The sequence below is a fragment of the Paraclostridium sp. MRS3W1 genome, from assembly GCF_032465715.1.
Classification (GTDB): domain Bacteria; phylum Bacillota; class Clostridia; order Peptostreptococcales; family Peptostreptococcaceae; genus Paraclostridium; species Paraclostridium dentum.
Genome location: NZ_JAWDJM010000149.1, coordinates 23,238 through 48,648 on the forward strand (window position 1 = coordinate 23,238; position 25,411 = coordinate 48,648).

The window sequence follows — 25,411 nt, forward strand, 5'->3', positions numbered from 1 at the left end:
CTTTTATATATTAAATTCATCTAAACTATGATCTTGACCTTGGTTTACTATAATTGTATCACATCCTATTTTTATTATATCATTCCAAAAAACAACTTGCCCATCATAATTTCTTGAAAAAAAGTTCATACCTCCATCACCTTCAATTGTGAATGATAAAATTTTACCTTCATTCGTATCCATCTCTATATCTGTAATAAATCCCATTCTTTTACCATTTTTAACATTTATTACTTCTTTATCCATTATATCAGAAATTCTAATCATATTATAATCTACCTCCTCTTAAAAATAAATATGTACAAGAATAAAAAAAAATGACCATACTGGCCATTTTAAATTATTTTTTTAATTCTATCATACTTATAAATTTTTCAACTAATTCTGGATCAAACTGACTTCCTGAACATCTTCTAAGTTCTTTTATAGCTTCTTCATGACCTTTTCTATTATTGTAAGGTCTATGAGATGTCATTGCATCAAAACTATCTGCTATAGATATTATTCTAGCTAAATATGGGATTTCCTTGCCTTTTAAATTGTCTGGATACCCTCTTCCATCGTATCTTTCATGGTGATGTTTTATAGCTGGTAATAATTCTTCAAATGCTTTTACATGCTTTATTAAGTCCACGCCCAATTCTGGATGTTTTTTTAACATATCATACTCTAAATCAGTTAGACTTCCTTTTTTATTTAATACTTCTTCTGGAATTTCAATTTTACCTATATCATGAAGATAAGCTGCTAGTTTTAAACGCAGTTTATCTTTTTCGTTGAGATTTAAATAGTTTGAAAACCAGCCTAGGTATATAACTACTCTTTCTGTATGTCCATATGTATATCTGTCTTTTTTATTTATCATGTTTATAAGTCTTTTTAATGAATTGGCTGTTTCTTCGTCTATATATATATGGTCTGAAATTTCTTCTAAAACACTATAATATACCTCTACCCTATTTTTATTAAGTGACTTAGCCCTATAAAGAGCATCATCTGCCGTATTTATAAACTGATGCTTATTACTTGCCCTTAGCGGATATGATGAAACTCCTATAGATATAGTCATGTTTTTATTTGGTTGATTTTCTTGACCATAAAAATATGTATTTTCTATATTTATTCTAATTCTCTCTCCAACTATTATAGCATCTTCTTCCACAGTATTTGGAAGAATTACAGCAAATTCTTCGCCTCCATATCTTGCTACAATATCATGTTCTCTTACACTTTCTTTTAAAATTTGACCTACATCTTTTAAAACAATATCCCCTGCCTGATGCCCATTTATATCATTATAATTTTTAAAATAATCAATATCCATAAACAACATCGAAATTGATGTATTTTCACTATCAGCACACTCCATTAGTGTTTCTAATGATTCTTGAAAATATCTATGATTATATAAACCCGTAAGTTCATCTACATTAGCTAGATTTTGAAGTTCTTTACTATGCTCTTTTTCTATATTAACGTACATTCCTAGTATCCATGACGTTACAAAAAAAGCACTTACTATAACTATGTCAATTTGAAAATAATTTGTTATTAATTCTTTAGCTGGTTCTTGAAGATGAGCTCCAAATTGTATTGATAATACATCCACTCCGCAAACTAATATAGAACAAATTATAGAAACAATCATAGCATAGTTTCTTCCAAATTGTATTGCTGCTATTATAATTATAAAAATATATAGAAATTTATAAGGACTCTCTTCTTTACCTGTTGACATTATTATAACTGTACATATTAGCATTAATAAAATTGTTTCTATATTGTCTCTAGATTTTGCTGGATTATCTATAAATTTATATTGTCTCTTTGATAACCATATAAAGTAAACTATTAAAAGTATTATTATAGCAACTATGTATATGTAAAATAACATATAATTATAACTTTCTATTGTTGTATAAGAACTTATCATAGCTACCATTCCTAAAAGCATGTATATAACTTTTATTATTGCTAATATTTCAAATACTTTTTTATTCCTTATATTTTCAAACTCATTCATTCTTTTCTCCTAAATTTCCTTTTTAATTAATAAACCATAAGGATATATCCTTATGGTTTATTTAAAATTACTCTTCTCTTAAAGATTTTGGCATTTCTGGTTCAAAGAATACCATCACACACATTGTAGATGCAGAATTTCCTAAATTCATTGCAAAATCTGAGAATAAATTTGCTAAAAAGTTCATAGCTAATCCCCCTTAAATATTTTTTATTTAAGAAAACAATCTAATTTTAATATGATTGTTTCTCCTAGCTTAGTTATTGCTATTGTCTGTAATATAATCCCTAATTCTATACAATATACAAACATAGCTATGTCATAATTTGAAATTTTAGTTAATCTAACTATTAAAAGTAATATTATAATTGCAATAAAAACGTTAAGTCTATTAAATAATTTTTTTCTAAGTCTATTTCTGGTTTCTTCCTTCTTTAAAGGCTTATTTTTTGTTCCAACTGGAGCCTTTTTATAAAAAATATAATAACATGATACAATACTTACTATACTGAAAGCATATATAAAATTGTACCCACAATATTTATTAAAAAAAACATAAATATAAGTAAAAATTAATGTTGTTATAATACCTATTATCAAACATCTATTAGGAGATGTTGCATGAACTCCCCCTGAAAACTTTTTCAAACTAGATGCAACAATAGAAATTAATAAAACTTCTATCGTTTTTCCTATTATTATTCCTACTAAAATTGTAGCTATGTAAGCCAATATAGTGTGTATCCAAATAAATAACCCATAATTCATAACTTGTATTTCTTCATTACTCTTATTTGCCTTTTCACCTATTTTATTTGAAATAGTATATGAAACCTTTTCTATAATAGCCATAAGTTTACCCCTATATATTTTCGCTTATTTTTTTAGTTATTAAATTTAATCCAATAATTAATAAAATAAATATTAGTAATGATGGAAGTGATAATATCGCGCTGTTAATACTCGTGTTATTTGTCAATGTTTGTGTAGGTATTTTTAATATTTTATCTGCAATCGTCATATAAATTCCTTCACTAATTGCTATGCATATGTATATCTTTGATACATTTATTATAGTGGGGATAATCTGTTGATTTTCAAACTTATAAAAAATCATTCCTATCACAAACATACTTAAAATAGTATGTATTCCAAAACTTATAGGTAACATCCTAATACATGTTAATATTACTAAAAAAATCAAAGAATTTTTAATAATATTTTTAAAATTAATATTTAAGTTAAATAAAATGTATCCAGATAAAATTAAAAAAATGCTTTCTGGAAAACTTCTAATTATTACATATGATAATGATGAATTTAACATTCAATTCTCCCTCTTCACTAATATTATCCACTACGAATTATACCATATTTTACATTTTTTTACAATTAATATGCAATTATGAGTACATCAAAAAAATATGCAAAAGTAGTACTACTTTTGCATATTTTTTATATATATTTTCTCATGTTTTTTAAAGCATTTTTCTCTATCCTAGAAACTTGCGCTTGAGAAATACCAATCTCATCAGCTACTTCAATCTGAGTTCTCCCTTTATAAAATCTTAAATCTAAAACCAATCGTTCTCTTCCATTTAATTTTTTTATAGCTTCTTTAAGAGCTATTTCTTGTAACCAATTTTCATCCGTATCTTTTTTATCTTGAACTTGGTCCATTACAAATATAGCATCTCCATTGTCCTGATATACCGGATCAAATAATGATATAGGATCTTGAATAGCATCTAAAGCCATTACTACATCTTCAACATCTAGCTCAAGCTCTTTAGCTATCTCCGAAACAGTTGGTTCCTTAGAATTAGACCTTACTAGCCTCTCTCTCACTTGAAGAGCTTTATATGCAATGTCTTTTAAGGACCTACTCACCCTTATAGGATTATTATCTCTTAGATACCTCCTTATCTCTCCTATAATCATAGGGACTGCATAAGTTGAAAATCTTACATTTTGGCTTAAGTCAAAATTATCAATTGCCTTTATAAGTCCTATACAACCTATTTGAAATAAATCGTCAATATTTTCCCCTCTGTTATTAAACTTTTGAATTACACTCAGAACCAATCTTAGATTTCCTCTTACAAATTCTTGTCTAGCTGCTTCATCTCCATTTTTAATTTTTACAAGGAGTTCTGTCATTTGATTATTTTTAAGAACTGGTAACTCAGAGGTATTTACTCCACAGATTTCAACTTTATTTATTTGCATTACAACTCAGTCCTCTCTTAAAAAGTATTTCTTATACAATTATTTACATCTAGTATATTTTTATACTGTTTAAGAGCAATTATTTATTCTCTAAACAAATTTTTTCATCTCTTTTTTTAGTCTAGATATTATCTTTTTCTCCAACCTAGATATGTACGATTGTGATATACCTAGCATCGTAGCAACTTCCTTTTGCGTTCTTTCATTTCCTTTGCTAGCTAGACCAAATCTTAACTCCATAATTTGTTTTTCCCTATCTGAAAGTCTATCAAGAGCCATAACTAAAAGATCTTTATCTATCTCCTCTTCTATTAACTTATATATTTCATCATTTTCTGTTCCTAATATATCAGATAATAAAAGTTCATTCCCATCTAAGTCAACATTAAGAGGTTCATCAAATGATACCTCGGTTTTCTTTTTATTATTTTTTCTTAAATACATAAGAATTTCATTTTCTATACATCTAGATGCATAAGTAGCTAGTTTTATATTTTTATTTAACTTAAATGTATTCACAGCTTTTATTAAACCTATTGTCCCTATTGATATAAGATCTTCCACATCAATCCCTGTATTTTCAAATTTCCTAGATATATATACTACCAATCTTAAATTTCTTTCAATTAAGATAGATTTTATACTTTCATCATGTTCTAAGTTTTTTAAAAGTTCTTGCTCTTCCTCAGTAGAAAGTGGTGGAGGCAATATATTTACGCCTCCTAAGTAATATAAACCTTTTGGATTTAAAAGACCTATTCTTTTTAAGATTTTATAAAAATAACCTATACACTTTGACTTTAATTTTATAAAATTTTTCATAAAACTATCCCCCTTAAATTTTATATACTCATTAATAGTTGTGGATTTAATATGGCGTTATAACCATCTTCATTAAAATTGGAAAGCCCTAATATTACATTAGGTATTTTTTGTCCATCAACTTTTATGTAATCTGATTTTATGCCTATTACCAAGTTGCTGTCATTTATTTGTTTTACGGGTATCATTCTAATCCTATAAGATATATTTTTATCAACTTTATCTATAACATTATCAATTGAACTTATATTTATATTTTTAAGATCTAGTTTTTGGAATTCTTCAGGTAATATTCCATATAATTTATTAGCACTTATAATAACAACTTCACTTTTACTTATCGGATCTTTCAATAAGTTCCCTGTATCTATTAAAGCCTTAAGTTCCACCTCTTTTTCATCTATGCATACAGTCATATCCTTTTTCATACTTGCTATATGCTTTAATTCTTTTATGTCATTATAAATATATTTAAGAACTACTCCACTTATATATGTAATTAAGATTATAAAAGATATAGTTAAATGTGTGAGGCCTGTACAATATATAATAAAAAACGAACTTCCGGCAATAAAAATATTAACAAAATAAAATATAGTCAAAGTCCTTAAATATCCCTTTAAGGATTTATTATTAAATGCTATTTTCGTTACAATTAAAATTAATAATACTTTCATAGGAATTGAAAAAAATAAATTAAAATTATCAAATAAATACAAAATTGAATATATCATTCCAATTGTAGCACCTGTCCATTTTTTCTTCATAGAACTATTATTTTTTGAAATTATAGCAGTGCAACTTATTATTATATAATTTACTAATAAGTTTTCAATTGCATAATATTCTACGTACACCTCCATCCCCCCCTTGAAACATTTACCTATATTATAGTTTAGGTTTAATGAGTTTTATGTCATAATTGATAGTCGAACCAAATTTAATTTATTCTTAAATAAAACAAAAAAACGCAAAAAAAAAGAAGATAATACTATCTTCTTCTTCTTAGGAATGTTGGAATCTCCATATCATCACTTTCTATGTATGTTGAACTTGTATTTTGTTTAACAACAGTTTCTTCTTCTTGTTTTTGTTCTGGCATTACTGGTCTTTGAGGCTCTCGTGCCGGATTATGATTTAAACTGTTTTGTTGAAAGTTTTGATGTTGTCCTTGGTTCATTGCGTTGTTTCTATTTATTAAATCTAAATCCATATCTTGTCCATCTTCAAATCCTGTAGCTATAACAGTTATAACAAGATCATCTTTTAAATCTTCTTTTATTGTAGCTCCAAATATTATATTAGCTTCAGAATCACAAGATTCTTGAACTAATGTAGAAGCTTCATTTATTTCAAATAGTCCTAAGTTTGCTCCACCTGTTATATTAAGTAAAACACCCTTAGCTCCTTTTATAGACGTTTCTAGTAATGGTGATTGTATAGCTTGTCTTGCTGCTTCTATAGCTCTATTTTCGCCTTGAGCTCTTCCCATACCCATATGTGCTAGGCCTTTTTCCTTCATTATAGATTGAACGTCAGCAAAGTCTAGGTTTATTAAACCTGGTGCTGCAATTAAGTCTGATATAGATTCTATACCTTGTTTTAATACATCATCTGCTATTGAAAATGCTTCTAACATAGATGTATTCTTTTGAACTATTTGTAACAATCTATCATTAGGTATAGTTATTAGAGTATCAACTTTTGTCTTTAACTCTTTTATACCTTGTTCTGCATTTTTCATTCTTACTTTACCTTCAAAAGCAAAAGGTTTTGTTACTACTCCTACTGTAAGTATACCCATTTCTTTTGCTAATTGAGCAACTACAGGTGCAGCTCCTGTTCCTGTTCCTCCGCCCATTCCTGCAGTTACAAATACCATATCCGCACCTTCAAGAACTTTGAGTATTTCATCCTTACTTTCTTCTGCAGACTTTTTCCCAACTTCTGGGTTTGCTCCTGCTCCTAAACCTCTAGTAAGTTTCTCTCCAACTTGAATTTTATGCTCAGCTTTAGATGTATATAAAGCTTGTTTATCAGTATTTACAGCTATAAATTCAACACCTTTTAATTGTGCTTCAACCATTCTGTTGACAGCGTTGTTACCACCGCCACCTACGCCTATTACTTTGATTTTTGCAAAGTTATCCATTTCTACGTCAAAGTTTAGCATCTACAAACCTCCTTATTTAATATTCAAAGTAAATCTATGTATTAATTATATCATTTTATATTAGCATTTTGTTAATATTTAACTAACTTATTCCACAAAAAAGTTCATTTTCCTCTTTTTTTATTGCATAAATTAGATACAATCTGTCTTCTTATAATTGATAAATTATTAAATAACCTTGTCCCAAATACCAATATATCTACATAATACATAGGAACTCCTATTATATATCCTATGTAAGTAAATTTTTTAAAGCCTAATTTAATTTTTAATTTACTTATATCCAGAGTACTCTATTGTATAATGTCATTTAAATATAATACCCAGTTATTATAATAAGCGAACTACCATTAATTACCTATATTATAAATATTCACCTTCTATATTTTACTTTGAAATACCTCCATTATTCAAGTTTTTTATTCATGTTTTTTACAAGAATTTGTAAATATACATAAATTTCGTTATCAATTTGTAAAATTTAATAAACAAAAATTAATTTTCAAAACAATTTGTTGCTTATATTTTAGTAAATATAAGCATTTTGAAATTATAATAAAGTTTAGCATCATGGAGAGTATATAGCTTGTTCTTTGGAAGTCAAATCTATATTACCACCTTTTTTATTATTAGATTTTAAATCAACTAGTATAGCCTTTAATCGATTGATATTATACTCTATATCTTCATCTATTTTCAAAACAATATTTGTGTTATCATCTGTTTTCATGTACATTTTATTTTTATTTATTTTTATACTTTCAATTTTCCTTGACATATTGTTATTTTTCAATGTATCTATAGCTAAAATTATGTCATTTGATTTATCTGAATTGATTTTAATCTTTGTGTTTAATTTTTTATTTTTTATTTCAATACCACTTACTAAGGGTATATTCTTGTTCTTTATATCTTTTTTCTCTGATAAAACCAATCCATTTTCACCTATATAAATATAACTTGCTCCTTCTTTTATTATTGCATATTCACTATTTTCTTTAATTGTTATTACTAACTTATCGGGAAACTTCCTACTAACTTTAACATATTTTATGTATGGGTTTACCAATAATTTTTTTTCTACATCATTTAAATTATATTTAAAAATATTTTTGCCAGTTTCAATATCTCCTATTTTAATTATGTCGCTTTTAGTTATTTTACTATTTCCATCCACATCGATTTGTTTAAGTTCAAAAATACTACTACTTATACATATATAAATAAATAATATAACTAGCAAAATAAAAGCATATATAGCAAATTTACCTCTCTTATTTAACTTGCATTTATTTTTTTTCATAATAACCCACCTTTAGTATTTTATATATTATAAAATACTACATAACGATAGCTTATCCTTTGTTATTTGATTATTTAATATTTTTAAATTATAAAAAAAGAAATCGTAATAGTACATAAAACTAATTCGATTTCTTTTTTTATACTAAATTTTTTTTATATTTGCGCCTAGACTTTTCAATGTTTTTTCAATATGCTCATAACCTCGTTCTACATGGCTAATATTAGTAACTTCAGTTATTCCTTCTGCAGCTAGACCTGCCAATATCAAGGCTGCCCCTCCTCTTAAATCCGAAGCTTCCACTTTAGCCCCAACAAGTTTATTTACACCCTTTACCATGCAGATATTTTCAGTTATTTTTATTATGTTTGCTCCCATTTTAGAAAGTTCTCCGCAATGCATAAATCGATTTTCAAATATTGATTCATGGAAAATACTAGTGCCTTCACTTAAACATAATAAAGTCATAAGCTGAGATTGCATATCAGTAGGAAATCCAGGATGAGGCGATGTTTTTATTATATCTATAGGTGCAATTTTACTTGGAGCTTTAAGTTCTAATCCAGCTCCTTTATATTCAATATTACATCCCAATTCTTCTAATCTACTAACTATAGGATCCATATGACTCTTTATAACTCTATCAACTTGTAAATACCCTCCAGTTATAGCACTAGCAATCATATAAGTCCCTATTGCAATTCTATCAGGAATTATTGTATGTTCGACAGAATGTAATTTATCTACACCCTCAATTTGAATACAACTAGTTCCTGCTCCACTTACTTTTGCTCCCATTAAATTCAAAAAATTTTGCAAGTCTTCTATCTCAGGTTCTCTTGCAGCATTATTTATTATTGTTATTCCCTTTGCTTTTACGGCTGCCAACATCGCATTTTCTGTAGCACCTACACTTGGAAATGTCAGATTTATAGTATTTCCTACCAAATACTCTCTATTACAATATATATATCCTCTGTCTTCAGTTATTTTTACACCTAGTTTATCCAAAGCATATAAATGAAGATCTATCGGTCTAGAACCTATAGAACATCCTCCTGGATAGCTTATACTTATATTGTTAAATCTTCCTATCATTGCCCCCATTACTATAATGGATGATCTTAATTTTTTCATATATTCTTCTTTAACACTATTTACATTAACATTTTTACTATCTATATATAAAGTATACTCATTGTATTCAACTTTACATCCTATGCTTTTCAATATATCAATCATTACATGTACATCTGATATATCAGGAATGTTTTTTATTATATTTTCAGATTCATTTAGTATAGACGCAGCCATTATAGGCAATACAGAGTTTTTTGCTCCTCTTATATCCAGCCTACCTTCTACTTTGTTGCCTCCACTAATTATATACTTTGACAAAAGTATCCCCCCTAGTAGCAAGTATTTTTAGCCTAAAATATAACTTCTTATATTTTTAATACTATGTACTAGAGGGGAAATATGTTACTTTTTATTTTTTATACCGATTGTCTTAACTTCTTTTACTTCATTTTCACTTATTTTTTCATCTTTACTTTCAACTTTAGCCTCTTTTTTCGGCTTTTTATTGTTTCTATTATAAACTTCCATAACTTCTTTATATATTATGTCTATCGCTTCTGGTTTTCCTATTTCTTTACTTGCATTTGACATGTCTATTAAAAGATCTCTGTCTCCCAATAATTTAAATACTGTATCATTTAAAGTTTCAGCTGTAAGATTTTTTTCTAAAATAGCTATTCCAGCACCTTTGCTTTCTATACTTTTCGCATTGTATTCCTGATGATTTTCTGCTGTATAGGCTTTAGGTATTATTATAGATGGTTTACCAAGAGCTGTTATCTCAGCTAAAGATATAGCCCCTGCACTTCCTATAACTATATCACAAGCTGCTAATGCACTTGCCATATCTTCTAAATATGGTACTACCTTTTGATATGGTTTTAACTGTAAGTCACTTATATCACTCATAAAACCATCATAGAAGTTCTTACCTGTAGCATATATAAACGCTACGTCTTCATTAACAAGATTTCTTATTACTACCTTCATAGAATCATTAATTTTTCTTGACCCTCCACTACCTCCGTAGCATAAAACCATTTTTTTATCTTCTTGTATTCCTAACTTTCTTCTCGAATTACTCTTTTTAGATATAAGTATTTCTTTTCTAACTGGATTTCCTGTAAGTACTAATTTATTTCTAGTTTCTTCAGGGAATCTAACATGAGAATCCTCAAAACTAGTTAAAACTTTAGTTACCATTTTAGCTAAAATTTTATTAGTAACTCCAGGGAAAGAATTTTGCTCATGAATTATAGCTGGAACTTTACCCATAGATGCATTGAATAATACAGGTCCACTAACATATCCTCCAGTTCCTATAACAACATCTGGCTTAAATTTCTTAACAATTCTTCTTGACTGTTCTAATCCTTTAAATAATTTAAATACTCTTTTAACATTATCAAAATCTATTTTTCTTTTAAATCCTTGTACTGTAACAGTTCTTAGTTCATATCCATATTTAGGAACAATTTCAGACTCTATACCTTTTTCAGTTCCTACAAATACTATTTCAGCATCTGGATTTTCTTCTTTTATTTTATTTGCTATAGCGATGGCAGGATATACATGTCCTCCCGTTCCTCCACCAGATAATAAAACTTTCATTAACTTTCATCTCCTGTCTAATTCATTTTTACATGTTTAGAGACGTTAAGTACAATCCCTACTGCTGCCATAAATATTATAAGCGAGGTTCCACCATAACTTATAAATGGTAAGGCGACTCCTGTAACAGGCATTGATGATGTTGCAACAGCTATATTTAAAGCTGCTTGAATACCTATTTGCCCACCTATACCTACAACAAGCATACATGAAAATACATCAGGACATTTTATTGCAATTCTTATACATCTATATACTAAAAATACAAATAACATTATTACTATTGCACACCCTACAAGGCCAAGTTCTTCTCCTATGATGGCAAATATAAAATCATTTTGCGGTTCTGGTATGTAAAAATACTTTTGTCTACTTTTTCCAAGGCCAAGTCCAAACAAACCACCTGATCCAAGTGCATATAACCCTTGTATAACTTGGTATCCTGCTCCTAGAGGATCTTTAAATGGATCTATAAATGAAGTGACACGTGCAAGTCTATACGGAGCTGCTAATACCATTACTGCAAATAATCCAACCCCTGCTCCAAACATAGCATAAACAATTTTCATATCCATACCTGCTACAAATATCATTACAAAAGTAACTAATATTACTGTTCCTGCAGTAGATAAATTTGGTTGTAATATTATTAGAGCAAAGAAAATACTAGGTATTATAAGAAGTGGTATAACTCCTTTGGTTAAAGATTTTATTTTATCGTACTTTAATTCTATTAATTTAGCAGTGATTATTATTGTTGCAAATTTAGCTAACTCTGCTGGTTGTATTGTTAACCCTCCAAAACCTAACCATCTTTGAGCTCCATTTAATGAAGTTCCAAGAGGTGAAAGGACTAATAGAAGTAGTATAACTACTACTATTCCTAATATTTTTGCATTTTTGTACCAAAATCTGTATTCTATCCTAGATGTAAAAATCATAGCAATAAATCCTATGGTTGCATAAATTACATTTCTCTTTAAAAAATAATAGGAATCATCTAGTTTAAATGTAGATTGTATAAAACTAGCACTAAAAACCATTATGATCCCTATAAATACTAATAACATTGTTGTATAAAATACCACATTGTCAAAATCAGTTTTTATCCCCCTACTAACACGTTTCTTTACTATCTCTTTAGGCATTAATTAGACCTACCTCCATTCCCGGTTATATATCTATAATTTATATATATTCTCTTTGAAGTCTAATCCTCTTGCCTCGAAGTTTGGATACATATCCCAACTTGCACAAGCTGGTGATAATAAAACTACATCCCCTGATTCAGCTATTTCATAAGCTTTCTTTACTGCAGCTTCCATATCTTCAACTTTTGATATATTATCAATTCCATGTTCTTTTGCAGTTGTTGCTATTTTATCTGCAGTCTGTCCTAATAGGACTAGAGCCTTTACATTTTTAGTTGCATATTTAATCATTTCAGTAAAGTCACTTTGCTTTTCATATCCTCCAGCTATTAAAACTATAGGTTTTTCATATGAAGTTATAGCTTTTATAGTCGAATCTGGGTTTGTTCCTTTAGAGTCATTTACAAACATAATACCATCTTTATTTGTAACAAACTCTAATCTATGCTCTACACCTTTAAATGTTCTTAATGTGTCTATTATAACGTCAGTATCGATATTTAATACGTATGCCATTAAAATAGCCGACATAGCATTTTCTAAATTGTGGTTTCCTGGTAAGCTCAATTCAGATTTATTCATAAGAACTAATTCTTTACCATCTACCTTTATAACTATATTGTTATTTTTATCTAGATATGCACCTTGCTTTACTTCTTCTTTTATTGAGAAGTATAAAACATTTCCATTGCTGTTTTTACCTAAATCTCTAACAATAGAATCATCATAGTTTAATATAGTAAAATCCGTCTTGTCTTGATTCTTAAACACTCTAGCTTTAGCATTTATATAGTTTTCCATAGTATGGTGTCTATTTAAATGATCTTCTGTAATATTTATTATAGTACTTACTTTAGGTTTAAAGTCTTCTATACTTTCTAATTGGAAACTACTTAACTCTGTTACAAGATATGAATTTTCATTAGTTAAATCAACAGTGTCTATAACTGGATTACCTATATTTCCAACTATATATGTATCTTTATTTGCTTTTTTAAACATCTTTCCGACTAAGCTAGTAGTCGTAGTTTTTCCATTTGTTCCTGTTATTCCTATGAATGTAGGGTTTTTAGATAATTTATATGCTAATTCAACTTCTCCTATTATTTTAATGCCTTCACATTTTATTTTTTCTATGAAAGGCAAGTCTAAAGGAACTCCAGGAGATACTATAGTTAAATCTATGTTTTCTATGTTTTCAAGGTGTTTACCTAAAACATATTCTATATTATCTAAATTATCTATTTCTTCTATTATTCCTTCTAATTTTTCCTTAGGTTTTATATCATTTACTATGATATTTGCACCTAATTTATTTAATTTTTTTATAGTTGATACGCCAGTTTTTGCTAGTCCTACAAGTAAGACATTTTTATTTTTTAAATCCATTGCTCTAACCCCCGTAAATTAGAATACTGCTATTATACCTATCCAAGCTAATACTATAGATGTTATCCAGAATACAAATATAACTTTTGTTTCAGGCCATCCACATTGCTCAAAGTGATGATGTATAGGTGCCATTTTGAATATTCTTTTCTTTCTTAGTTTATAAGAACCTACTTGAAGTATAACAGATATAGCTTCTGCGAAATAAATACCTCCAACTATAGGTATTATAAGGACGTTATTTGTAAGTACTGCAAATGAAATAACAGCCCCTCCTAATGCCATAGATCCTGTATCCCCCATAAACACTCTTGCAGGATATGAGTTGAATCCTAAGAATCCTATACATGCACCTACTGTAGCTGCTGCTAGTATAGCTACATCTGTATATCCATAATTAGCTGCAAGTAACATAAAGAACCCAGATACTATAACAGTTATTCCTGATGCTAATCCATCTAATCCATCTGTTAAGTTTACTGCATTTACAGTTCCAAGTATTACAAATACCATAACAGGTACATATAAAGGCCCTAAATTAATCGTAAAGCTTGTAAATGGTATTAATAATTGAGCAGCACTTGGTGAATTAGTATATTGATAATATGCTAAAAGTGTTGCTAAAGCAATTTGTAGTAAAATCTTTTGATATGCTTTTAATCCTAATGATCTTTTAAATTTAATCTTTAAAAAGTCATCTACAAATCCTACAAATCCAAATCCTGTTATACATAAAAGCCCCATTGTCATATCTGAGCTTACTTTTGTTCTTGTAAGAACTGTAACTAGTATTGCTACTATCATCATTATACCACCCATTGTAGGTGTTCCATTTTTTTGTAAATGTGTCTGTGGTCCATCATCTCTTACAGTTTGACCGAACTTAAACTTAGTTAACATAGGTATAAAAATCGGTCCTAGTATAATCACTATTAGAAATGAAATCATCGCTGTATACGTAAGTTGTGTTATTCCTAACATAATATAACTCCTCTCCCTTGCTGGCTATTTCTTAATTATTGTCTACCTGCTTAAATATTGTACTATATTTTCTAATTGCATACCTCTAGACGCCTTAACTAAAACTACGTCATCCTTATTTATTATATCACTTAATTTCTCGATTGCTATTTCTTTATTGTCAAAATGGTACACATTAGAACTATTTAAAGCTAGTTTAATTGCTTCATCACTTATAAACTTTGAGCTTTCTCCTATTGTTATTAAAACATCTGCATTTTCTTTTGCATATCCTCCTACAAGTCTATGACCATACTCTGAATGTTCTCCCATCTCAAACATATCTCCAAGTATTGCTACTCTTCTTTTTTCATATCTTCCTAATATATCTAATGCAGCTTTCATAGAATCTGGGCTTGCATTATATGCATCATTTATTATTGTTAAATCATCTTTTTTAATAATATCCAATCTCATCTTACTTGCTTTAAAGTTTTTAAGACCTTCTTTTATATCTTTTAAATCCATTTCTAAGCTTAATCCTACAAGTATAGCTGCCATTGCATTATATATATTGTGTTTTCCAACTGTAGGTATATATATTTCTTCTTTATTATTATCTATCATACATGTAAATCTTAGTTCTTCTTCTCCTATAGAGTACTCTGTACAATATATATCATTATTGTGGTCAAATCCAAAAGTTTTTAAATCATAATTTAATTCATCTTTGCATATTTTTTTTAGATATTCATCGTCTCCATTTACTATTAGAGTGTTAGATTCGTCAAAGTTTGAAGTGATTTCTAGCTTAGCTTTTAATATGCCTTCTTGAGATCCTAAATTTTCTATATGAGATAATCCTATATTTGATATTACTCCTATCTTAGGATTAACCATATTTGCTAAATACTCTATTTCGTTAAAATGAGACATTCCCATTTCTATTATTGCACAATCATGACTAGAGTTTAAATTGAACAATGTAAGAGGAACCCCTATATGATTATTGAAATTACCTTCATTTTTTAGGGTATTAAATTTTGTTGATATAGCTGCATATATCATGTCTTTTGTTGTAGTTTTTCCGACACTGCCTGTAACTCCAATATATGGTATTTGAAATTTGCATTTATAAAAATTCGCTATATCTCCAAGAGCCTTCGTTGTATCTTCTACTTCTATTAAATTTATATCCGAACTTTCAAATTTTATGCTATTACTTCTGTTTTTTATAAAAGTTTTACATCCATTTTCATATGCTGACTGCATAAACTTATGTCCGTCTAGGCTTTCACCTATTATAGCTATAAATACATCCGTAGATTTTGCTTTTCTACTATCGATAGCTATATTTTGTATTTCATCTGATTCATTACCTTTTACCAACGTACCTTTAGTTGCTGTAACTAGTTCTTTTATAGATAAAGATTCCATACTAAACCTCCTTAATTAAAGTAAATCTCTTTAAATATTATAAATCTTTTTATATTCATCATCTATACTTATAATATTTTAATATATAATTTTATAGAATACTAATTATTTTACACTTTTGTAAACCTTTAGAAATCCTAATAAAGAGCAATGTATATAAATTATATACATTGCTCTTTAAATTATTAACTCATTAATTATATACTATATATTAATATTTTTGAAGATGTTTATTCCTATATTGTCTTTTAATTATCTGTGTAAATTACTATTCCAGAATCTTGTGGTACCTCTGATCCTGCAGGAGGGAAAATTTCTTTAACCTTTGCACTTCCTTCAACCTCTGTGTCTGTGTCTTGTATCGGTTTTAATTTATTTTCTTCTAATACCTTTAAAGCATCTTCTATACTTAAGTCAACAATATTAGGTACCTTTACCTTAGGTTTTTCATATTCTTGCTTTTCTTCATCAGTATATTTAGGTTCAACTCCTAAATATTTTAGAGAATCATTCATGATTTCTTTTACTATAGGTCCGGCTGTTGTACTACCAAATGCACTAACACCAGTTGGTTCATCTACTATAGCTAATACTACTATTTGTGGATCATCACAAGGAGCTATCCCTACAAAAGAACATATATATTTACCTTGTGCATACTTACCATCTATAACCTTTTGTGCTGTTCCTGTTTTACCACCTATTTTAAATCCAGGTATATATGCAGCTTTACCAGATCCTTCACTTACAACAGATTCAGCTATTTCTAACATTTTTTTAGATGTATCTTCTGATATTACTTGTCTAACTACCTTTGGTTTTATATTTTCTGTTACGTTTCCTTGATTGTCAACTTTTGATTTAACTACTCTAGGTTCCATAAGTTTCCCATCATTTGCTATTGCACCTATTGCACTTATTAATTGCATAGGAGTAACAGATATAGATTGACCAAATGATATAGTTGCTAATTCTACAGGTCCTACATTTTTTTCATTATATAAAATACCTTTAGCTTCTCCAGGTAAATCTATATTAGTTTTATCCATGAATCCAAATCCTTCTATATAATCATACATCTTAGACACACCTAATCTTTGCCCTAACTCAACAAAAACTGGGTTACAAGAATTTTGAACTGCCTGTTTAAATTCTTGAGCGCCATGCGGTCTATAATGTCTCCAACATTTCAATTTTCTTCCTCCTACAGTAACACTACCTGTACATACAAATTTTTCTCCATCTTTTATAACACCCTCTTCTACAGATGCGGATGATGTTATAAGTTTGAAAGTAGATCCCGGTTCATACGTATCACTAACTGCAGGGTTTCTCCACATTGAGAAATATCCTTTTATTTTGTCTTTATCACTATATTTTTCAAGCTCTTCTTCGTAGTATGGATATATAGGAGTTCTTGAATCATTTGGATCATAATCAGGTTTTGATGCCATAGATAAAATATCACCAGTTTTTGGATCTAAAGCTATTGCCGTAACTCTTTTAGCATTATTTATTTCATAAGCTTTTTGAACTGCTTTTTCAGTATAATGTTGAATTACTTCATCTATACTAAGAACTAATCCATTTCCTTGCACTGGCTCATAATATTTTTCCATACCATGAGGAATTTCTCTTCCTGATGCATCAGTACTAACAATAAGTCTTCCTGGTTTTCCTTTCAAGTGTTTATCATATTGCATTTCTATCCCAGCAATTCCTGTTGCATCGTCTGATGTATGTCCGATTACGTATGGAGCAAAATTTCCATATGGATAATATCTTTGATTATCCTCAGCTACCCATATCCCTGGTAATTTAGAGTCTCTTATTTTCTCTGCTGTTTTATCGTCTATCCATCTTTTTACTTTTACCAAAGCCATGTTTTTCTTTTTCAACAATTTTAAAACATCCTCATAGTCTTCACCTATCATTTCAGATATTACCTTAGCTGACTTTTCTTTGTCTTTAACTTCAACTGGTTTAGCCCAAACAGTATACTTAGTAACACTTACAGCAAGCTCTTTCATGTTTCTATCATATATAGTACCTCTTTTAGGTTCTATAGGTATATCTCTTGTTTGCTGATCTAAAGCTTTTTCTGTAAGCCAATCCCCTTTAATTATTTGTAAGTATCCAGTCCTAAATATAAGCATCGTAAAAACAAAGCATGCTAGTATTAAAACAACTACTAACCTTTTTTTACTCAATCTCTTTATTTTACTCAAGCAAATCCCCCCTAATTAGGTACTTCTATGTACTTCATCTGACTTTCTTTAGGGTAGTCCATCCCTAATTTTTCATTAGCTTTTTTTTCTATATCTCTACTTCTAGTTAATAAATCTACATCTACTTGTAAATTTTCTTTTTCTATAGTTTTATTATGTAATTCAGACTCTAAATCCCCGATTTTGTATTTTAATTTTGCAACTTCGCTATATCCATACATGCACGCAAAAATTATACAACAAACACTTGCTACAGACCCTAACTTTATAACCCACTTTGTAATTTTTTTTATCATTCTTCTTTTATAGATATTCTTTTTATTTGCTCTATATTCATTTATATCTTTTATTTTATTTTTTCTTTTCATATATATCTCCTTACTTTTTATAAATAAATAGATATATATTATATTTAACTTTCTATATACACCTTCCTTTTTAGTCTTAATACAAAATTAAAACAATAAAAAACAAAAAAGTCTAAGCTTTCGCTTAGACTTCTATATTCTTTCAGCAACCCTTAATTTTGCACTTCTAGATCTTGGGTTTTCTTCGATTTCTTTGTCTGTTGGTAATATTGGTTTTCTAGTTATAACTTTTACTAAAGCCTCTTTATCACACTGACATATAGGAATATGTGGTGGACATATACAATCTGTTGCTAGATCTCTAAATGCATTTTTTACAATTCTATCCTCTAAAGAGTGGAAAGTTATTATACATATTCTTCCGCCCTCATTCATAATAGAAGCTGCATCATCTATCATCTCAGTTATAACTCCTAATTCATCGTTTACTTCTATTCTTATAGCCTGGAAAGTTCTTTTAGCTGGATGTGGCCCATCTATTCTAGCTTTCTTAGGTATAGCTTTTTTTATAATTTCAACTAGTTCACCTGTAGTTTCTATGTTCTTTTCTTTACGTCCTTCTACTATGAACTTAGCTATACGTTTAGCCCAATTATCTTCTCCATAATCTTTTATTATTTTTGATAATTCCGCTTCACTATATGTGTTTACAACATCATAAGCTGAAAAACTGCATCTTATATCCATTCTCATATCTAAAGGTGCGTCTTGCATATATGAAAATCCTCTATCCGCCTCATCTAATTGATGTGATGAAACACCTAAATCAGCTAGAACACCATCAACTTTATATACACCTATTTTTTCTAATTCATTTTTTAAATTTTGAAAATTACTATGCACAAATTTTACTCTGTCGCTATATTCACTTAATCTTTCTTTTGCTGTATTTATAGCGTTTATATCTTGGTCAAATCCTATAAAAAGTCCATCCTTAGAAAGTCTTTTTACTATTTCTTTGGAGTGGCCTGCACCACCCATTGTACAATCAACATATACTCCATCTGGTTTTATGTTTAAATTATCAATACACTCATCTAAAAGTACCGATACGTGATGAAATTCCATATTTTATCGCTCCTTAGTATCATCTATTTCTTTTTTATTTTTCTTTGATAAATATAGGTGGACTATTATTCCCCCTATTACGCCTGCTAAGCTTATAACTTGAGCCATTCTAAGCGGTCCTATCATAAGGCTATCAGTTCTAAGCCCTTCGATAAAAAATCTGCCTAAAGAATATAGTATAGCATATAAAACTATAATTTGACCCTCATAAGATTTCTTTTTTCTAAATATACATAGGAATATAAATATACCAAAATCCCATATAGATTCATATAGAAAAGTTGGATGTACTTTTACTCCATCTACCATTATTCCCCATGGTAAATTAGTTGGCCCTCCATGAGCTTCTTTATTTATAAAATTGCCCCATCTTCCTATAGCTTGAGCTAAAGGCATTCCAAGTATAACAGTATCTGCTAATTTTAGAAAATCAATCTTCTTATATCTAGAAAATATATATCCTGCTAATATTCCACCTATTAAAGCTCCATGTATTGCCATTCCACCACCTCTAAAATTGAATATTTGAGATGGGTTATTAGAATAATATTCCCAATTAAATATTACGTAATACAATCTGGCACTTATTAGTCCTACCGGAATTGCAATAATTGCTAAATCTAATATATCATCTTCTTTGATTCCAACTCTTTTAGCCTCTTTCAATGCTATTAATGTACCTAAAATCATACCTGTTGCCATAAGTATTCCATACCACATTACATCTATTCCAAATATAGTAAATGCAATTCTATCCATAAACTAATCCCTACCTTTTAAATAGTCTTTTAAATAAATTTTTCTTTTCTATGTATTTTGTTGGTTCTAAAATGCATATATCTTTATTTTCTAAAATACATTTTTGATTTTCTTCAAATATATTTTTTGCATTTTCTTCTCCATATTGCTTACTTATGTAATCATATACTTCTTTAATTAGTGGTCTTCTCTTTGTACTACTATGTGCATCTGTCGCTATAAAGTGAACCATATCATTTTCTAGTAAAATTTTACTAGTCTTCTCTGCCTCTTTACCATTTTTCCCTATTATACTAGCTCCATTCAATTGAATTAAAGCTCCCTCATTTATACAATCATATATAATATTTGGACTTTCTTGTACTTTAGGATATCTTTCTACATGCGCTAGTATAGGTATGTATTTTTTTAACTTTAATTCATACACTATATCTGCTAAATTATTAGGAAAATTATTAGGCGAAAACTCAACTAATATATATTTACTATTATTTAAGCTATGAAACTCTAATTTTTCAAAATCACATAATAAATCATCTGTAAAATAAAGCTCATTTCCTAAAAGAACTTCTATATCTATATTTTCATCTTTTAATTTCTTGTTAAAGCTTTTCAATATTGTTTTTAACTCTTCTCCACTTTTATATTTAAAATCTGGATGATAGTGGGATGTATTAATTATCTTTTTAATTCCTTCATTTTGTGCTATTTTTGCCATTTCTATAGATTCTTCTAAGCTTTTTGACCCATCATCTACTTGCGGCAATATATGACAATGTATATCTATCATTTAGCTCTCCCTCCTTTTATAAACTAAATGATACCATATTACCTATAAACCATCAATTTTCTTTAACTATTTCACTTTAAAACAAAGCTTTTTTTGAGCTTAAAACATATAAAAGTGATATAACTAATTCTCATAGATTGTCCATAATTCTTTCATAGGTGTGCTTTGATTAAACGTAAAAAATTCACTTCTCTCATGTCGCCAACGACTTCGTCCGTTGCGTAAAAAAAGTGCTATAATTAGCACTTTTTAAATTTACTTAGGTTCTACTATTGAGATTACACAATACTCTTCTTTTAAATGATTTTTTAATCTTTCTTCTACTTCTTTAAACTCTACTTCCTTAATAACATCTAAATAATCTAATAAGTTTATATCTTTAAACTTATATGCTATAAAATTATTAGCTATAAAGTTTACTGAATCAAAGTATTTTATAAACTGACCCATTTTTTTCTTTTTTATTCTATTGAAATCTTCTTCGCATAGTCCTTCTTTTTGATACTTAGTTATATACTTTAATATAACATCTTTTACTTTCATAGGACTTTCAGATTCTCCTCCTACTAAAGTAAATGCATAATCAACTTGAGATGTAAATCCACATCCAAAATTATCATTTATCAGTCCACTCATATATAATTCATCAAATACTTCGCTACCTCTTTTAAAAATCATATCTAACAGAATTTCTGTAACAACTTCTTTACGAAGCAGTTCTCTCCCCTTAATTCCTACGTTATCATCTTTAAATCCTATGTTAAACATAGGCATTGATATAGGGAAATTTGCAACTATTTCTTTTTTATTTATTTCTTTAGATTCTTCAGGATAAAATCTTTTTATACTATGATCTAGTTTTTCTATATTACTGTGATTACTTTTTTTGATACTTTCCATAACTTTATCAACTTCGACATCTCCTACTACAAATAAAGCCATATTTCCCGGGTTATAAAATGTATTATAACATTTATAAAGTTCATCTTTTGTAATTTTATATATACTTTCCACAGTTCCTGCTATATCAACATTTACAGGATAATCCTTGTACATTGCTCTTAAGCAATTGAAATATACATTCCAGTCAGGATCATCATTATACATTTTTATCTCCTGCTCAATTATACCTTTTTCTTTCTCTACATTCTCATCTGTAAAATATGGAGTTTGTACATAATCTATAAGGTGCTCTAAGCTTTCATAAAAGTTGTCTGTACAAGAAAATAAATATGCAGTCATAGTGAAATTAGTATATGCATTTGCACTAGCTCCTAACTTAGAAAATTTATCAAACGCATTTCCACCATCTGGTTGCTCGAACATTTTATGTTCTAAAAAGTGTGCTATACCTTCATTTACTCTAAATTTTTCATTTTCATTTATAGGAATGAATTCTAACTCATTAGATCCATAATTAGTAGCTAACACTGCAAATTTTTTCATAAACCCTTTTTTAGGCATAAAATATACATCAAGTCCATTGTCTAATTTTTCATAATAAAGTTCTTCTTTTAATATATCGTTAACTATCTTTTCCATATACTCCTCCTAATTTCTTAAGAAATAAATAGTATCTAATTGTAATTTTTTAAACACACTAATAATTTCTTCTTTATTAACTTTTTCTACATAATTAATAATATCTTCTATACTTAAATTTGTTTTACTTATATCTTGAGAAAATTTAAAATCAGATAATCCACCTATACTATCTTTTAAAGATCTCATAGAACTTGTAAGTGATATTTTACTATTTTCAAGTTCTTCGTCACTTATATCTCCATTTATAATACTTTCTATTTGTTGTCTAACTAAATCTGTTGTTTTTTCATAATTTTGAGTTTCTATACCTGAAGATATGAATAGTATTCCTTTATATTTTTCTATAGATGAATATATATAGTAACATAAGCTTTCTTTTTCTCTTATATTTATAAACATTTTAGATTGTGGTCCTCCACCTAAAATATTGCATCCTACAACTAGAGGGTAATAATTTTTTGCATCTGCAAAATCTGTATTCGTTCTATATCCCATAACTAATTTACCCTGTGCTATGTCCATTTTATCAACTATATTTTTAACAGATTTAACATTCTTTTCATATTTTTCTCTAGGTATTTCTATGACTTTTTCTCTTTCAAATTTAAATTTATTTTTTATAATATCTATAACTTTTTCTTCATCAAATTCACCTTCTATAACAATATCTATAGGAGATGTTTTTAAAATATCTTTATAGTGATTGTATAGATCTTTACCATTTATTTTATCAATTTCTTCTATATATCCGTATTCACTTATACTAAACTTTTCATCTTTGCACATTTCTTCAAAACATCTTTCTAGTGCATATCTTCCTTTATCATTTATCTTAGCTTTTATTCTTTCAGCTAAATTTTGTTTTTCTAATTTAAGATATTCCTCTTTAAAACCACCATTCTCTGTTAGTGGATTATTTATTATTTCATTTAAAAATTCTATCGCATCTGTAAATATAGGTTCTTCTAGATATTGTTCATTAGTTGTTACTAATTTTATATTTAAAACCTGTCTTTCACCTCGCTTACTTACATCAGCTAAAATAGACGCACCATACAAATCTTCCAATTTATTAGATATATCTTTTAATGTTTTATATTTGTTACTTGCATTAGTTATCATATTTGGAATTAACGCATTTTTTGTAGTCTCGTTTTTGTCTAAAATTCTTTGTATGTATACGCTAACTAAATTTGTTTTAAATTTTTTAGACTGTATTAAAGTTAAATTTATATTCTCATCTAAATTTATTTTTTTTATATTCTCCATATAATCCTCCTATTTTTCTATTAACAATATTTGAGCATACATTTCATCAATAAGTATCTTTACTTTATCTTTTGGTTCTATATAATGAAATCTAACTTCAGAAGTATCTAATTCTTTTAAAATACTTTCAACTAAGTTTTTATTGTACATGTTATCAATTGTACATGTAGGAATAACTACATGCAATACATCAATTCCATATTCTAGAAGTTGCTCTCCTGATTTTATTATATCGTCTTTATTATTTTCTAAAAGTGGTAATTTTATTTGAATTTTTGTATTTTTCTCTTTTTCTATGTAATATTTTATTTTTTCTCTAAAAATAATATCTTGTTCTAAATTATTTTCATCTTCTAATCCTATTAAAAGAACACCTGAGTCTACATCTTCATTTTTTATATTTCCCAAAATCTCATTGGTATATGACTTTGCTAAATTGTTGGATTTATAAAAAACATCAGTAAGTTTAATATTCACTCCATATTTATTAAGATTCATACTATCTAACCTTTTGTTAAATATCTCAAAGTCTTTCCCCTCTGTTATAAACATCGGACATATTATTATATTTTTATATCCTAGTTCTACAACCTCTTGTACCATATTTTCAAAATATGGTTTAGCGTACATATATGCATCAGCAACTTTGTATTTAGATCCTAGTTTAGATCTTAGCCCAGATGAAATTTTATGTGCAGTGTCTTTAAATTCACTAGTGCCTAGATTTTCATAGTACCCTTTATACTTATGCAAGTTATATATACTAGATATGTATGCCTCGTATCCCTTATCAAAGTAAATTTCATTTGCACGTTCTCTAATATTATATTTTTTAGATTCTCCATCATATACAAGCATTACTAAAGTTTCATCTTGAATATCTCCATGTTCTATAGATTTAACTGTTATATCATCCTTTATAAAAACTACAATTGATAAATTTATTATTAAAAACGAAACTATAAAACCTGCAAATAATTTTTTATAATCTTTTTCATAATATATAAAATATGTATATACAGACACTGTCGCAGCTATAATAAATATATTCTCCATATACCCATCAAATATAATGCTCAATCCAAATAAAATACCTAAACAAATTGGCATAACCATTGAATCAACTCCATTAAAAGTATAGTTTGCATGACTAATATATATGATGTATAATTAGAATGTATGTCTAAATTAAAATAAATATAAGAC

General features: G+C 28.1%; 25 protein-coding genes. All 25 read right to left on the reverse strand.

Going from position 1 to position 25,411, the window contains the following annotated elements; translation table 11 throughout:
- Positions 1–3: 3 nt before the first annotated feature.
- Positions 4–267, reverse strand: a complete 264-nt coding sequence (locus tag RWY47_RS11930) for a YlmC/YmxH family sporulation protein (protein ID WP_021430001.1) — start codon at positions 265–267, stop codon at positions 4–6.
- Between the two features lie 73 nt (positions 268–340).
- Entirely contained in the window at positions 341–2,023 is a 1,683-nt protein-coding gene (locus RWY47_RS11935; RefSeq protein ID WP_224170846.1) for a bifunctional diguanylate cyclase/phosphohydrolase, read from the reverse strand.
- Between the two features lie 67 nt (positions 2,024–2,090).
- The gene (locus RWY47_RS11940) at positions 2,091–2,210 is read right to left on the reverse strand and encodes a cyclic lactone autoinducer peptide (protein ID WP_150843313.1); all 120 of its coding nucleotides are present in this window, start codon (positions 2,208–2,210) and stop codon (positions 2,091–2,093) included.
- Positions 2,211–2,233: 23 nt separating this feature from the next.
- The gene (locus RWY47_RS11945; RefSeq protein WP_150843314.1) at positions 2,234–2,875 is read right to left on the reverse strand and encodes an accessory gene regulator ArgB-like protein; all 642 of its coding nucleotides are present in this window, start codon (positions 2,873–2,875) and stop codon (positions 2,234–2,236) included.
- A 10-nt stretch (positions 2,876–2,885) separates the two neighbouring features.
- Entirely contained in the window at positions 2,886–3,350 is a 465-nt protein-coding gene (locus tag RWY47_RS11950; protein ID WP_021430048.1) for a hypothetical protein, read from the reverse strand.
- A 128-nt stretch (positions 3,351–3,478) separates the two neighbouring features.
- On the reverse strand, positions 3,479–4,252 hold the full coding sequence (gene sigG / locus RWY47_RS11955) for an RNA polymerase sporulation sigma factor SigG (RefSeq protein ID WP_150843315.1): 774 nt from the start codon (positions 4,250–4,252) through the stop codon (positions 3,479–3,481).
- Positions 4,253–4,342: 90 nt separating this feature from the next.
- Entirely contained in the window at positions 4,343–5,074 is a 732-nt protein-coding gene (gene sigE, locus RWY47_RS11960) for an RNA polymerase sporulation sigma factor SigE (RefSeq protein WP_021429981.1), read from the reverse strand.
- 20 nt (positions 5,075–5,094) lie between these two features.
- Positions 5,095–5,931 carry a sigma-E processing peptidase SpoIIGA gene (locus RWY47_RS11965; RefSeq protein WP_168930346.1) on the reverse strand — a complete coding sequence of 279 codons (837 nt, stop codon included), beginning with the start codon at positions 5,929–5,931 and terminating at the stop codon, positions 5,095–5,097.
- Positions 5,932–6,065: 134 nt separating this feature from the next.
- A complete protein-coding gene (ftsZ, locus tag RWY47_RS11970; RefSeq protein ID WP_021430078.1) occupies positions 6,066–7,247 on the reverse strand; it encodes a cell division protein FtsZ in 1,182 nt (393 codons plus the stop codon).
- Between the two features lie 104 nt (positions 7,248–7,351).
- Positions 7,352–7,534, reverse strand: a complete 183-nt coding sequence (locus tag RWY47_RS18125) for a DUF1290 domain-containing protein (RefSeq protein ID WP_114543618.1) — start codon at positions 7,532–7,534, stop codon at positions 7,352–7,354.
- A 281-nt stretch (positions 7,535–7,815) separates the two neighbouring features.
- Positions 7,816–8,550 (reverse strand): cell division protein FtsQ/DivIB, encoded by a 735-nt coding sequence (locus RWY47_RS11980; RefSeq protein ID WP_168930345.1) that lies wholly within the window; start codon positions 8,548–8,550, stop codon positions 7,816–7,818.
- Positions 8,551–8,694: 144 nt separating this feature from the next.
- Positions 8,695–9,948, reverse strand: a complete 1,254-nt coding sequence (gene murA / locus RWY47_RS11985; RefSeq protein WP_150843318.1) for a UDP-N-acetylglucosamine 1-carboxyvinyltransferase — start codon at positions 9,946–9,948, stop codon at positions 8,695–8,697.
- A gap of 84 nt (positions 9,949–10,032) precedes the next feature.
- Positions 10,033–11,241, reverse strand: coding sequence for an undecaprenyldiphospho-muramoylpentapeptide beta-N-acetylglucosaminyltransferase (gene murG / locus RWY47_RS11990; RefSeq protein ID WP_021429984.1), 1,209 nt, complete (start codon positions 11,239–11,241; stop codon positions 10,033–10,035).
- 17 nt (positions 11,242–11,258) lie between these two features.
- On the reverse strand, positions 11,259–12,389 hold the full coding sequence (gene ftsW, locus RWY47_RS11995; protein WP_021430094.1) for a putative lipid II flippase FtsW: 1,131 nt from the start codon (positions 12,387–12,389) through the stop codon (positions 11,259–11,261).
- A gap of 33 nt (positions 12,390–12,422) precedes the next feature.
- Positions 12,423–13,781: a UDP-N-acetylmuramoyl-L-alanine--D-glutamate ligase gene (murD, locus tag RWY47_RS12000; protein WP_150843319.1), complete on the reverse strand. Its 1,359-nt coding sequence runs from the start codon at positions 13,779–13,781 to the stop codon at positions 12,423–12,425.
- Positions 13,782–13,799: 18 nt separating this feature from the next.
- Positions 13,800–14,765, reverse strand: coding sequence for a phospho-N-acetylmuramoyl-pentapeptide-transferase (mraY, locus tag RWY47_RS12005; protein ID WP_025162704.1), 966 nt, complete (start codon positions 14,763–14,765; stop codon positions 13,800–13,802).
- A gap of 39 nt (positions 14,766–14,804) precedes the next feature.
- A complete protein-coding gene (locus RWY47_RS12010; RefSeq protein ID WP_150843320.1) occupies positions 14,805–16,178 on the reverse strand; it encodes a UDP-N-acetylmuramoyl-tripeptide--D-alanyl-D-alanine ligase in 1,374 nt (457 codons plus the stop codon).
- Positions 16,179–16,426: 248 nt separating this feature from the next.
- Positions 16,427–18,406 (reverse strand): stage V sporulation protein D, encoded by a 1,980-nt coding sequence (locus tag RWY47_RS12015; RefSeq protein ID WP_025162706.1) that lies wholly within the window; start codon positions 18,404–18,406, stop codon positions 16,427–16,429.
- 11 nt (positions 18,407–18,417) lie between these two features.
- Positions 18,418–18,774 carry a hypothetical protein gene (locus tag RWY47_RS12020; RefSeq protein ID WP_025162707.1) on the reverse strand — a complete coding sequence of 119 codons (357 nt, stop codon included), beginning with the start codon at positions 18,772–18,774 and terminating at the stop codon, positions 18,418–18,420.
- Between the two features lie 132 nt (positions 18,775–18,906).
- Entirely contained in the window at positions 18,907–19,842 is a 936-nt protein-coding gene (gene rsmH, locus RWY47_RS12025) for a 16S rRNA (cytosine(1402)-N(4))-methyltransferase RsmH (protein ID WP_150843321.1), read from the reverse strand.
- Positions 19,843–19,845: 3 nt separating this feature from the next.
- Positions 19,846–20,601, reverse strand: a complete 756-nt coding sequence (gene lgt / locus RWY47_RS12030; RefSeq protein WP_021430114.1) for a prolipoprotein diacylglyceryl transferase — start codon at positions 20,599–20,601, stop codon at positions 19,846–19,848.
- A 10-nt stretch (positions 20,602–20,611) separates the two neighbouring features.
- Positions 20,612–21,391: a tyrosine-protein phosphatase gene (locus tag RWY47_RS12035; RefSeq protein WP_150843322.1), complete on the reverse strand. Its 780-nt coding sequence runs from the start codon at positions 21,389–21,391 to the stop codon at positions 20,612–20,614.
- Between the two features lie 255 nt (positions 21,392–21,646).
- On the reverse strand, positions 21,647–22,933 hold the full coding sequence (yfmH, locus tag RWY47_RS12040) for an EF-P 5-aminopentanol modification-associated protein YfmH (protein ID WP_021430050.1): 1,287 nt from the start codon (positions 22,931–22,933) through the stop codon (positions 21,647–21,649).
- 9 nt (positions 22,934–22,942) lie between these two features.
- Positions 22,943–24,205: an EF-P 5-aminopentanol modification-associated protein YfmF gene (yfmF, locus tag RWY47_RS12045; protein ID WP_035115479.1), complete on the reverse strand. Its 1,263-nt coding sequence runs from the start codon at positions 24,203–24,205 to the stop codon at positions 22,943–22,945.
- Positions 24,206–24,214: 9 nt separating this feature from the next.
- Positions 24,215–25,321: a CbiX/SirB N-terminal domain-containing protein gene (locus RWY47_RS12050; RefSeq protein ID WP_224170845.1), complete on the reverse strand. Its 1,107-nt coding sequence runs from the start codon at positions 25,319–25,321 to the stop codon at positions 24,215–24,217.
- Positions 25,322–25,411: the final 90 nt, after the last annotated feature.